This is a genomic window from Labedaea rhizosphaerae (assembly GCF_004362825.1).
Lineage (GTDB): Bacteria > Actinomycetota > Actinomycetes > Mycobacteriales > Pseudonocardiaceae > Labedaea > Labedaea rhizosphaerae.
Window position 1 is genome coordinate 685658 of sequence record NZ_SNXZ01000004.1, and the last position, 10943, is coordinate 696600.

12 protein-coding genes are annotated in these 10943 nt (G+C 73.1%); 4 read left to right on the plus strand and 8 right to left on the minus strand.

The genetic code is table 11. The annotated features are described in order from the left end of the window. The first annotated feature begins 44 nt into the window (after positions 1-44). Genes EV186_RS26220 through EV186_RS26235 form a run of 4 tightly spaced genes read left to right on the plus strand, consistent with a single transcriptional unit; the run spans position 45 to position 3701 of the window. The gene (locus tag EV186_RS26220) at positions 45-575 is read left to right on the plus strand and encodes a D-glycero-alpha-D-manno-heptose-1,7-bisphosphate 7-phosphatase (RefSeq protein ID WP_133852039.1); all 531 of its coding nucleotides are present in this window, start codon (positions 45-47) and stop codon (positions 573-575) included. Beyond that, positions 572-1588: a glycosyltransferase family 9 protein gene (locus EV186_RS26225; protein ID WP_243754278.1), complete on the plus strand. Its 1017-nt coding sequence runs from the start codon at positions 572-574 to the stop codon at positions 1586-1588. The genes EV186_RS26220 and EV186_RS26225 overlap by 4 nt, the downstream gene beginning before the upstream one ends. Then, positions 1585-2598 carry a glycosyltransferase gene (locus tag EV186_RS26230; RefSeq protein WP_243754279.1) on the plus strand — a complete coding sequence of 338 codons (1014 nt, stop codon included), beginning with the start codon at positions 1585-1587 and terminating at the stop codon, positions 2596-2598. The genes EV186_RS26225 and EV186_RS26230 overlap by 4 nt, the downstream gene beginning before the upstream one ends. After that, positions 2595-3701, plus strand: a complete 1107-nt coding sequence (locus EV186_RS26235; protein ID WP_133852040.1) for a glycosyltransferase family 9 protein — start codon at positions 2595-2597, stop codon at positions 3699-3701. Before EV186_RS26230 ends, EV186_RS26235 begins: the two co-directional genes overlap by 4 nt. Positions 3702-3705: 4 nt before the next feature. Here the strand turns inward: EV186_RS26235 and EV186_RS26240 are convergent, their stop codons facing one another. The 8 genes from EV186_RS26240 to EV186_RS26270 all read right to left on the minus strand — a co-directional run bounded on the left by EV186_RS26240 (position 3706) and on the right by EV186_RS26270 (position 10934). After that, positions 3706-4635: a glycosyltransferase family 9 protein gene (locus tag EV186_RS26240; RefSeq protein ID WP_133852041.1), complete on the minus strand. Its 930-nt coding sequence runs from the start codon at positions 4633-4635 to the stop codon at positions 3706-3708. 56 nt (positions 4636-4691) lie between these two features. Next, positions 4692-5171, minus strand: coding sequence for a hypothetical protein (locus tag EV186_RS26245; protein WP_133852042.1), 480 nt, complete (start codon positions 5169-5171; stop codon positions 4692-4694). Continuing rightward, a complete protein-coding gene (locus EV186_RS26250; RefSeq protein WP_133852187.1) occupies positions 5168-7489 on the minus strand; it encodes a molybdopterin oxidoreductase family protein in 2322 nt (773 codons plus the stop codon). Before EV186_RS26250 ends, EV186_RS26245 begins: the two co-directional genes overlap by 4 nt. A gap of 158 nt (positions 7490-7647) precedes the next feature. Further along, the gene (locus EV186_RS26255) at positions 7648-8214 is read right to left on the minus strand and encodes a hemerythrin domain-containing protein (RefSeq protein ID WP_133852043.1); all 567 of its coding nucleotides are present in this window, start codon (positions 8212-8214) and stop codon (positions 7648-7650) included. Positions 8215-8262: 48 nt separating this feature from the next. Further along, positions 8263-8577, minus strand: a complete 315-nt coding sequence (locus EV186_RS40185) for an ANTAR domain-containing protein (protein ID WP_243754280.1) — start codon at positions 8575-8577, stop codon at positions 8263-8265. A gap of 22 nt (positions 8578-8599) precedes the next feature. Next, positions 8600-9190 (minus strand): STAS domain-containing protein, encoded by a 591-nt coding sequence (locus EV186_RS40190; RefSeq protein ID WP_243754281.1) that lies wholly within the window; start codon positions 9188-9190, stop codon positions 8600-8602. Between the two features lie 92 nt (positions 9191-9282). Further along, the gene (locus EV186_RS26265; protein ID WP_208115784.1) at positions 9283-10353 is read right to left on the minus strand and encodes an agmatine deiminase family protein; all 1071 of its coding nucleotides are present in this window, start codon (positions 10351-10353) and stop codon (positions 9283-9285) included. Then, positions 10350-10934 (minus strand): VC0807 family protein, encoded by a 585-nt coding sequence (locus EV186_RS26270; RefSeq protein ID WP_133852044.1) that lies wholly within the window; start codon positions 10932-10934, stop codon positions 10350-10352. Before EV186_RS26270 ends, EV186_RS26265 begins: the two co-directional genes overlap by 4 nt. Positions 10935-10943 lie beyond the last annotated feature (9 nt).

Sequence of the window (10943 nt, forward strand, 5' to 3'; positions counted from 1 at the left end):
CCGCGCTGGGTTTGGCCGGGTGGCCCCCGGGCTACTACTCCGCCATGGCGGTGCGAGCGATCCTGTTCGACCGGGACGGCACGCTGGTCCACGACGTCCCGTACAACGGTGACCCGGCGGCGGTGCGACCCGTGCACGCGGCCGCCCGAGCGCTGGCCCTCGCACGGATGCACGGGCTGCGCACCGGCGTGGTGACCAACCAGTCGGGGATCGGCCGAGGACTGCTGACCACGGCCCAGGTCGACGCGGTGCACCAGCGCGTCGACGAACTGCTCGGCCGCTTCGACACCTGGCAGGTGTGCCCCCACCACCCGCACGACGGGTGCCGGTGCCGCAAACCCGCCCCGGGCCTGGTGCTCGACGCGTGTGCCGCCCTCGGCGTGCCCCCGGCCGCCACGGTGGTGATCGGCGACATCGGCGCGGACGTGCGGGCGGCCCTGGCCGCGGGCGCCCGGCCCATCCTGGTGCCGACCCCCGTGACCAGGGCCGACGAGGTCGAAGCGGCGCCGGAGGTCGCGCCGGACCTGCTCGAGGCGGTCCGGCTCGCGTTGGCGCCCGCGGGAGTGCCCACGTGAGGGCGGCGCGGCTGCTCGTGGTGCGGCTCGACAGCGACGGCGACGTGCTGCTCGCCGGTCCGGCCGTGCGCGCCGCGGCCGCCGGGTGGCGCGGCCGCCTGACCGAGGTGACGGTGCTGTGCGGCCCGGCCGGGCAGCAGGCCGCACGGCTGCTGCCCGGCGTGCGTCAAGTGCTCGTCTGGCGCTGCCCGTGGATCGAGGCCCAGCCGCCGGCGGTCGACCCCACGGACCTCGACGCGCTGATTTCGTTGCTGCGCGGACAAAGCTTCGACGCGGCGATCGTGCTGACCTCGTTCCACCAGAGCAGCCTGCCCACCGCGCTGGTGCTGCGCATGGCCGAAATCCCGGACATCACCGCCATCTCCGAGGACTACCCGGGGTCCCTTGTGGACACCCGGGTACGGCCGCCCGGTGACATCCCGGAAGCCGAGCGGGCGCTCGCGGTGGCCGAGGCGGCGGGATGCGCGTTGCCGCCGGGCGACGACGGCCGGTTGCGGGTGCACGGCGTGCGGCCACCGGACTCGACGGGCTACGTGGTCGTGCACCCCGGAGCCACCGTCGGCGCCCGCCGCTGGCCGGCCGAGCGGTGCGCCGCGACCGTCGAACTGCTGAGCGCGCGCGGCCATCGCGTGGTGGTCACCGGCACCGCCGCCGAACGCGACCTGACCGCGGCCGTCGCCGGGCGGCACGGGACCGACCTCGGTGGCCGCACCCCGTACCCGGAGCTGGCCGGGGTGCTCGCCGGGGCGGACGCCGTGGTCGTGGGCAACACCGGGCCCGCGCACCTGGCCGCGGCGGTCGGCACGCCGGTCGTGTCGCTCTTCTCCCCCGTCGTCCCGGCCGCGCGCTGGGCGCCCTACCGGGTGCCGTGCGTGCTCCTCGGCGACCAGAGCGCCCCCTGCCGGGACACCCGGGCGCGTGACTGCCCGGTGCCCGGCCACCCCTGCCTGAGCTCGGTGACGCCCGACGACGTGGCCGATGCCGTGCGAACCCTGATTGGAGGTGGCCGATGAGCCGCCGGTTGCGGATCCTGCTGTGGCACGTGCACGGGTCGTGGACCACGTCGTTCGTGCAGGGCCGGCACGACTACCTGCTCCCGACGCTGCCCGAGGGCGGGCCGTGGGGTGGCGGGCGGTGCGGGCGCCCCTGGACCCACGCCGAGGAGGTCCCGGTGCCGGACCTGGCGAGCACCGACGTCGACGTCGTCGTGCTGCAACGCCCGGAGGAGTACGAACTGGCGACCGACTGGCTCGGCCGCCGGCCCGGCCGGGACGTGCCCGCGGTGTACGTCGAGCACAACACCCCGCGCGCGGGGATCCCGGACACCCGGCACCCGCTGGCCGACCTGGACGACACCGGCTCGATCACGATCGCGCACGTCACCCACTTCAACGACCTCATGTGGGACAACGCCGGGCAGCCGACCACGGTGATCGAGCACGGCGTCGTCGACCCGGGCCACCGCTACACGGGCGATCTGGCCCGGGCCGCGGTCGTGGTGAACGAGCCCGTGCGCCGCGGGCGGGTCACCGGCACCGATCTGTTGCCGCGGCTGGCCGAGGTGGCGCCGCTCGACGTCTACGGCATGGGCCTGGACGGCATCGAGGCGGCCACCGGGCTCGGGCCCAACCGGCTGACCCCGCGCGGTGCCCTCGACCTGGACGAACTGCACGCCTCGATGGCTCGACGCCGCGCGTACGTGCACCCGGTGCGGTGGACGTCGCTTGGCCTGTCGTTGATCGAGGCCATGCACCTCGGGATGCCCGTGGTGGTCCTCGCGAGCACGGAGGCGGCGCGGGCGATCCCGCCAGGCGCGGGGGTGCTCGCGACCAGCGTGGCCGACCTGGTCGGCGGGCTCCGGCTGGTGATGAACGACCGCGGGTACGCCGACGCCATCGGCCGGCAAGCCCGGGAAGTCGCGCTGGAGCGCTACGGTTTGGGCCGGTTCCTCGACGACTGGGATGAGTTGCTGTTCGCCACCGCGCGGGCCTCAGCGGGCATGACGACAGGGGTGTCGCGATGAGCGCGGGACTCGTTCGCCCGAACCACCACCCCGCCGCCGACACTGGCGCACCGATCACATGGTCCCGGCTGCGACGAATCCTGGCCGTACGCACCGACAACCTCGGCGACCTGGTCATGCTCACCCCCGCACTACGCGCGCTGCGGGCCGCCGCACCCCAAGCCCGGCTCGACCTGCTTGCGTCGTGCGGCGCGGCCGCGGCGGCGTCCATGCTGCCCGCGGTCGACACAGTGCTGGGCGCCCGCATCCCGTGGCAGCAGGTCGGCGGCGTGGCGGTGCCGGAGCTCGCGAACGCGCAGCGCCACTTGCTCGGCGTGCTGGCCACCGGCTGCTACGACGCGATGGTGGTGTTCACCTCGCCCACGCAGTCGCCGTGGCCGGCCGCGCAACTCGGCGCATTGGCCGGGATTCCGTTGCGCGCCTTGCATTCCAGCGAGTTCGGCGGTGCGCTGGCCAGCCACTGGGTCACCCCGCCGCCCGAACCGGTGCACCAGGTCGACCGCAGCCTGCACCTGCTCGCGGCGCTGGGCGTGCCCGATGCCGGGCGGCACCTCGAACTGGTGGTGCCGCCCGTGCCGCTGCCCCGTGCCCGCAGGCCGGTCGCACTGCTGGTGCCCGGTGGTTCGGCGCCGGCCAAGCGGTATCCGGCCGAGCGGTTCGCCGCCGTCGCGGCCTCGATCGCGTCGGCGGGGGTCGAGGTGCAGGTCAGCGGCACCGCGGCCGAGCACGACCTGACTCGGTCCATTGTGGACAGCGTGGGCCGAGTCTCGGTCCACGCGCTCGAGCCGGTGCCGTTCCCCGCGTTCGTGGCGCAGGTCGCGGCCGCGGACGTGGTGCTGTGCAACAACTCCGCGGCCATGCACGTGGCCGACGCGGTCGGCACGCCGGTCGTGGTCACCTACGCGGGCACGGAGCGGTTGAGCGACATGCCGCCGCGCTCGGTGCCCTCGCGGTTGTTGCAGCAGGCCGTGCCGTGTTCGCCGTGCCGCCAGTTCCAGTGCCCGTACGAGCACCAGTGCCTGGACATCGACCCCGAGGACGTGGCCTCGGCCGCGCTCGGCCTGCTGCGAACCCGGGTCGGCACACCGGCTGCCGTGTCCTGACCGGTCACCGCTGCGGTGCCACCAACTCGTCGACGGCGGCGAGCACGTCGGCCACGCCGACGCCGAGCAACGCGGGATCCGGTTCGTCGCTGAACGGATCGCCGCGCGGGGCCGTGGCATCGGTCAACGCCACGTGCGGGCCGCCGGCCGGTGGTCCCCACTGCTGCGGGGTGGAGGGTCCGAACAACACGACCGACGGCGTGCCGAACGCATACGACAGGTGCGCGACACCGGTGTCGGCCGATACCAGCAGCGAAGCGTCGGCGATCAGGGCGGCCAGCGCGTCGAGCCCGAGGTGCCCGGCAAGCACCCGGTCCGGCGCCAGCCCGGCGCGGTCGGCGATGGCCTGGCAGCGGTCGCGCTCGTGGACCGTCCCGGTGAGCACCACATCCGCACCTCGCGCAGCCAGTTCCCGTGCCACCTCGGCGAACCGGTCGACCGGCCACCGCCTGCTGCCGAACTTCGCGCCGGCGTGCAGCACGGTCGCCTTCGGCGCCGGACTGGCGATCGCCGGCCGCGCCAGGGCGAAGTCCGCGGGATCGGCCGGGATTCCGTACCAGCGCAGCAATGCACACCAACGTTCCCGTTCCGGGAACCCGTCACTCCACTGTGGACCATGAGGAACGTTGTACGCGAGCAGCCGACGCGGGCGCAGCGCACGCAGGGCGGCCGTGCTCTGCGGCCCCTTGCCGTGCAGGTTCACCGCGACCCGCGGCCGCGGCAACGGTCGCGACCTGGCCGCGGCCAGGTCGGCCAGCGGCCACAGCCGGTCGATGCCCCCGATCAGGTCGGCCACGGGCGCCAGCCAGTCCGGCGTGCCCAGCACCAGCCGGTCGTCCGGCCACGCCGCGCGGATCGCGCGCAGCGCCGGGACGGCCGTGAGCAGGTCACCGAGCCCCAGCGCGCGCAGCACGAAAACGATCCCACCGGTCATACGGCGCGTGTTCCCGCGATCGACCCAGGGCAAACCGGATCGTCGTGCCGACGGTCTCAGCTGGCCAGCACCTGCGGCGACAGGATCTTCAGCATCGAGTTGGACCACTTCATCTGGCGCAGGGTCTGCGGGTGGCACTGCTGGGCCAGCGCCAGCAGGTCGGCGTCCTTGACCGCCTGCGCACCCTGGGCGAGCAACTCCCAGTCCAGCGAGACCCCGGCCGCGCTCCGGTGCAGCCGGCGCAGGTCGGCCAGGAGCAGCAGCCCTGGCTGGGCCAGACCACGGGTCAGCTCGCTGGCCTTCTCCCGGATCGTCCCGAGTGGACCGGAGGTGGGCACGGACGTCCCGAGGTCCAGGTCGTAGCGGCGGCCGGCCTCGGCCAGGTCACGCACGTGCCGCTCCGACCAGCCGGCCAGGTCGCGGGCCACGTGGTGGATCTCGTGCTCGGCCTTGTGCCGGTCGGAGACCTTCAACAGGTCGCGCACGAGGTTCTTCTCCGCGCGGTGCAGCTCACGCAGTGCCAGTCCGATCTTCATCGCGACGCTCCCCGCGGCTCGAGGTCTTCCAGCACTTCGGTGTCCGACCCGACCGGCCGGTGCACGGGCGGCTCGACGTCCGCCGCCGCGATCGACGCGGCGGCGGTCTTGAACAGCGGCTGCTTCGACACCGGGTCCCAGTCGGTCGGCGTGAGCTCGTTGGCGGCGCGGCCGCCGTCGCGGCCGGCCGGGTCCGCGGTGTCCCAGTAGCCGTAGTGGAACGGCAGGAACAGCACGCCCTCGCGGATGGCGGTTACGCGGGCACGCGCGTGGATCGTGCCGCGCGGCGTGGTGATCGCGGTCACGGCACCGTCCTCGATGCCGCCGCGCTTGGCGTCCTCGGCGGCGATCTCCACCCAGACCTCGGGTTCGGCGTCGTTGAGCTGGGGCACCCGGCCGGTCTTCGTGCGGGTGTGGAAGTGGTAGATCGTGCGGCCGGTGATCAGGCTGAACGGGAACCGCTCATCGGGGCACTCGTGCGGCGGCAGGTACTCGGCCGCCTTGATCATCGCCTTGCCGTCGGGGTTCATCGCCTTGTACTCGACCGGTTCCATCGTCGCGCCGGTGACCAGGTCGCGCCCGTAGCTCTCGCAGTAGTCCGGGTCGGCGAAGAACTTGCCGTCGGCGTAGAGGCGCTCGGTCCCGTCCGGGTGCTCCTCGTTGCACGGCCACTGGATGCCGCCGGACGTGCGCAGCTTGGCGTAGCTGAGTCCGGTGTAGTCGCACGGCCGGCCGGCCGAGGCCTGTTGCCACGCCTGGAACGCCGACTCCGCATCGTGCCACTGCGGGAAGGGGTTGCCGTCCTTGTCGCGGAAGTCCATCCGGCGGGCGTAGTCGAGGAAGATGTCCAAATCGGACCGTGCCGCGCCCGGCGGGTCGACGGCCTTGCCGGAGAAGTGCACCGTGCGGTCGGCGTTGGTGAAGGTGCCGGTCTTCTCACCCCACAGCGCAGCGGGCAGCACCACGTCGGCGAGCGCTGCGGTCTCGGTCAGGAAGGCGTCCTGCACGACCAGGAACAGCCGTTCCTGGCTGAGGATCGAGCGGATGCGGGGCAGGTCGGGCAGCGAGACCGCGGGGTTGGTGGCCGACACCCACAGCAGGCGCAGCGTGCCGTTCTCGGCGTAGCGCAGCATCTGCATCAGGTGCGTCGGCGGGCCGTAGTGCGGGATCTGGGTCGGCTCGACGTTCCACACCTCGGCCAGCTCGGCGACGTGGCTGTCGTTGGCCCAGTTGCGGAACCCGGTCAGGTCGCCGTCCGCGCCGCACTCGCGGGTGTTCTCCGCGGTGGGCTGGCCGTTCATCTGCAGCACGCCGCACCCCGGCTTGCCGAGCATGCCCCGCACGAGGTGCAGGTTGTTGACCTGCACGGCGGCGGCGGTGGCCTGGTGGGACTGGTAGAAGCCTTGCAGCACGGTGGAGGTCAGCCGCTCGGCGGTGCCGAGCAGGCGGGCCGCTTCGCGGAGCTGGTCTTCCGGCACGCCGCAGATCTCGGCCACGCGGTCCGGCGGGTAATCGGCGACCATCTCCTTCAGTTCATCGAAGCCCACCGTGGACTGTCCGATGTAGTCCTCGTCGATCCAGCCGTTGGCGATGACCTCGTGCAGCAACCCGTTCATCAGCGCGAGGTTGGTGCCGGGGATCGGGGCGAGGTGCAGGGTCGCGGCCTCGGCCACCGGGGTCGTGCGTGGATCGACGCACAGCAGCTTGGGCGGTCGCGGCCCGGCCAGCCGGTCGAGTACGCGGGTCCACAACACCGCCTGCGTCTCCGCGACGTTGTGCCCGAACAGGGCGATGACGTCGGCGTGGTCCACGTCGGTGTAGGAGCCCGGCTGGCCGTCGCAGCCGAAGGACTCCTTCAGCGCGGCGGCGGCGGTCGCCGTGCACAGCCGGGTGTTGCCGTCGAGGTGGTTGGTGCCCAGGCCGCCACGGGCGATGGCGGCGAGCGTGTAGTACTCCTCGGCGAACAACTGACCGCTGGTGCAGAACCCGATCGCGCTCGGGCCCTGGTCGTCGAGCAGGCGCTTGCTGTGCGCGACGACGCGGTCCATCGCCTCCTCCCAGCTCGCCTCGACGAGCTCGCCGTCCACCCGGACCAGCGGCGTGGTGAGCCGGTCGGGTGCGGAGTTGGCCTGCCAGCCGAAGAGGTCCTTGGGGTCGAGGCGGCCGCGGTTGACCCGGTCGTCGCCGCGGCCGCGCACGCCGACGACCCGGCCGCCGCGCACGGCGATGTCCAGCCCGTCGCCGTTGGAGTGCAACACGGCCGCGCTGGGCACCCACTCGTCGACGTCGGCCTCCGTCAGCCCGTCGGCCAGGCGCATGTCCACGCGGACCGGCCACGGGTCGCCGGGACCGTACGGAGTCCTTGTCCCCCACCGGTCGCGCACCCCATCGCGGTGGCCCACCCCGACCTCCTCGCTCGGCTGTCTCTGGGGTCCCGGCTACCCCGTTCGGCGCATCGGCAATCGCCGGGGTGCGCTCAGTGTTTGCGTCCGGTCAGGGCATCGCGGATCTTGTCGATGAGGCCGACGCCGGGCCCGAGGATCTTGTTGGCCGGTGGCTTGTCCGGCCCCGCGGGGTGCGGTCGGGTCGGCGCCATCTTCTTGGCCTGCACCACCTTCGCGCCGAGGTCGTCGAGTTGCTCGGGCGTGCACGCCGTGCGGAGCATGGGCAGCAGGTGCTGCTCCTCCTCCTCGATGTGGTGGCGGACGTCGGCCATCAGCTCGCGCAGCTTCATGTCGAACTGGGGGTCCGTGGGTTCGAGGCCCTCGACGTCCTTCATCAGCCGCTCGGCCGCGGCGTGCTCCTCGAGTTCGTGGTCGGCGATCTGGTCGCCGTCGGGCAGCGCCTCGCGCGCGGCCGGGTACATGTACTGCTCCTCGGCCACGGAGTGCCGGACCAGCTCGGCGATCACGTGGTCGGCGAGGTCGCGGCGGTGCTCGGGCGTGCCCGCCCCGGACTCCAGTTCGGTGAACACCTGCTCGACGGCGCGGTGGTCGGCGATGATGACGTCGATGAGGTTGTGGTTGTCGCCTTGAGTCGTCATGCCCCCGCGACTACCCACCTGAGGCCGGTCCACACGCCGGCCCTGGCATCACGATTGGTGCAGGTCGGCGTGGCAGTCGGCGATCGTGCGGGCCAGGTCGACCAGCTTCACGTTGAGTTCCTGCGAGGTCTCGCGGAGCAACGTGAACGCCTGCTCGGCGTCGATGCCCTGCCGGTTCATCAGGATGCCCTTGGCCTGCCCGATGACGTCACGGGTGTCGATGGCGCGCAGCAGCTGGGTCTGGTGCGCGTCGGCGGTTTCGGCGGCGTGGGCGTGGGCCAGGGCGAGCGAGGCATGGGTGGCCAGCAGCAACGCCGCGTTGTGGTCGACCGCGGTGAAACCGTCCGGCTGCCGCGAGTACATGGTCAGCGCGCCCGAGAGCCGGTCACGGCCGCTCGGTCTCGACCGGAGTGGACAACTCGCCGCCCGGCGCACGCAACGTCACGCTGACGAGGTCCGCGCCGTGCACCGCGAGGGTGGCCGCGTCGATCACCTGCCGCAGCGCCGCGCTCAGGCACGTCGTGTCGAGCAGGGTCCGGGCCAGCTTGTCGAACTGCTCGACCAGGACGCCGAGGTCCTCGCGGTCCTGGCGGCGCCCCAGCTCACCGACCGTGCGCATGGTGGTGAGCGAGGCCAGCGCTTCGCCGAACACCGCGAAGCGCGGCATGGTTCTTCGTGGGTCGGCGACGTCCATCACCTGGGCCACAACGCTTCCGGGCTCGACCACGAGGTGGACCGGCACGTCACGGGCCGCGGCCGCCCGGCCGAAGTCGAGCAACACCCCCGCGCCGACGCTGGTCAGCGCGACCACCTCACGCAGGTCGACCACGAGCAGACCCGGCGCCGGGCGCGCGGCCGGCGAGCCTTGCAACGACTCGGCCGCGGCGGTCGCGGTCTGTTCGGTCAACTCGCCGTTGAGGTGCACCACCACTGCTTCGCGCAGCACCAGGTGTTCGGCCGCCGGCCGGCCCGCCATCCCCGCCTCCCACGTCCGCCCCTGAAACGCGCACGGTCACGTCTCCCGCTGCTGAGATACCGCAGCCGGCACACCATGTCCAGCGCTGGGAATCACGCGATCGAGGGGATTTGCTGGGTCGCGCAATGGATGTTGCCGCCGCCGAGGAGCAGTTCGCGGGTGTCGAGCGGGACGACGGTGCGGTCGGGGAAGAGGCGGCCCAGGATCGCGGCGGCCTCGGCGTCGGTTTCCGGGTCGAGCAACGGCATGAGGACGTGCCCGTTGGCCAGGTAGTAGTTGCAGTAGGACGCGGGGATGCGGGTGGGCGGCAGCTGACCGGCCGGGGTGCGATCGAGGCCGTCCAGTTCCTCGTCGCTGGGGTGGCGCGGGCGCGGGAGCGGCAGCTTCTCGACCCGGAGCCGACGCCCACACGCGTCGGTCGCGCCGGTGAGGGCCTCGAAGGCCTGGGCGCAGCGGGCGTGCTGCGGGTCGGCGGGATCGTCGGTCCAGGCCAGGACGAGCACGCCCGGCTCGACGAACGCGGCCACGTTGTCGATGTGCGCGGTCGGGTCGTCGACGAGGCCGTGCTCGAGCCAGAGCACCGTGCGCACGCCGAGGTATTCGCCGAGCGCGGCGTCGATTTCCGCGCGGGACAGCCGCGGGTTGCGGTCGATCATCGCCTCGGCGGTGACCAGGCCGGTGCCGTCGCCGTCCACGTGGAACGCGCCGCCTTCGGTGATCAGCGGGACGCGGTAGCGGTCGGTGCGGGTGAGGTCGAGGACCTTGCCGGCGTAGCGGTCGTCGACCTGCCAGTACGGGTAGCGGCGCCGGTAGCCGTCGAAGCCGAAGTCGACGCCGCGCCTGCGGCCGTGGGCGTCCAGCACGAAGGTGGGCGCGACATCGCGGGCCCAGGCAAGCCAACTGGCCGTCTCGACGACCCGGAGCCGTCCGTCCAAAGTGGAGCGCGCGTTGGCGTACTGGGCATCGCTGACCGTCACGGTGACCGCTTCGCCGGTGTCGGCGATCGCGTTGGCCAGGGTGGCCACGGCGCGTTGCGCGGGACGGGCGCCGAGGCGCCAGGCGTAACCGTTCTCCGGCCAGGCGAGCCAGCATCCGTCGTGCCGGTCGCGCTCGGCGGGCATCGCGAAGCCGTCGGCCGCCGGCGTGCCGGGCAGCGTGTTCACCAGGCCGCCACAGCGTGCGGGGCCCCGAGCCGGGTGCCGCGGCGGCGGTACCAGACCATCCACCCGACGACCAGCGGCAGCACCACGAACTCGACCGCGGGCGACAGCCCGGCGGTGACGTCGAGGGGCAGCACCGCCACCATCACCAGCCGGAGCGCCGCCTCGGCGACCAGCGCGAGGCCGAGCACGACGGTCTGGACGCGGTGCTTGCGCAGGGCCGGGCCGTCGATGCGCGTGCCGTGCAGGCGGCGGGCCAGGTAGGCCGTCGCCGGGAGCGCGGTGAGCAGGCTGGCGAGGAACACCAGCCCGGCCAGGCCGCTGGTGAGCGGGTCGCGGGCCAGCAGCACGCGGGGGTTGGCGGTGCACGCGGCGACCCCCAGCATCACCGCGTACATGCCGACCATGAATGCGGCCAGCCCGTCGACCCGCCGGTCGAGGGCGATCGTGACGAGCAGCCACAACCCGGCCACCACGGTCGCCCCGATCAGCGCGGGCACGGTGGGCACGCCGGACAGCAGCAGGCCGTAGTACGCGAGCGGGGACACGCCCAGGTCCAGGCCCAGCCGCAGGACTCGCTTCATCGTCGATCC

Coding starts and splice junctions, on each gene's coding strand:
- EV186_RS26220 (WP_133852039.1), top strand. CDS start 45: ATGGCGGTGCGAGCGATCCTGTTCGACCGGGACGGCACGCTGGTCCAC.
- EV186_RS26230 (WP_243754279.1), top strand. CDS start 1,585: ATGAGCCGCCGGTTGCGGATCCTGCTGTGGCACGTGCACGGGTCGTGG.
- EV186_RS26235 (WP_133852040.1), top strand. CDS start 2,595: ATGAGCGCGGGACTCGTTCGCCCGAACCACCACCCCGCCGCCGACACT.
- EV186_RS26240 (WP_133852041.1), bottom strand. CDS start 4,635: ATGACCGGTGGGATCGTTTTCGTGCTGCGCGCGCTGGGGCTCGGTGAC.
- EV186_RS26245 (WP_133852042.1), bottom strand. CDS start 5,171: ATGAAGATCGGACTGGCACTGCGTGAGCTGCACCGCGCGGAGAAGAAC.
- EV186_RS26250 (WP_133852187.1), bottom strand. CDS start 7,489: ATGCGCCTGGCCGACGGGCTGACGGAGGCCGACGTCGACGAGTGGGTG.
- EV186_RS26255 (WP_133852043.1), bottom strand. CDS start 8,214: ATGACGACTCAAGGCGACAACCACAACCTCATCGACGTCATCATCGCC.
- EV186_RS40185 (WP_243754280.1), bottom strand. CDS start 8,577: ATGTACTCGCGGCAGCCGGACGGTTTCACCGCGGTCGACCACAACGCG.
- EV186_RS40190 (WP_243754281.1), bottom strand. CDS start 9,190: ATGGCGGGCCGGCCGGCGGCCGAACACCTGGTGCTGCGCGAAGCAGTG.
- EV186_RS26270 (WP_133852044.1), bottom strand. CDS start 10,934: ATGAAGCGAGTCCTGCGGCTGGGCCTGGACCTGGGCGTGTCCCCGCTC.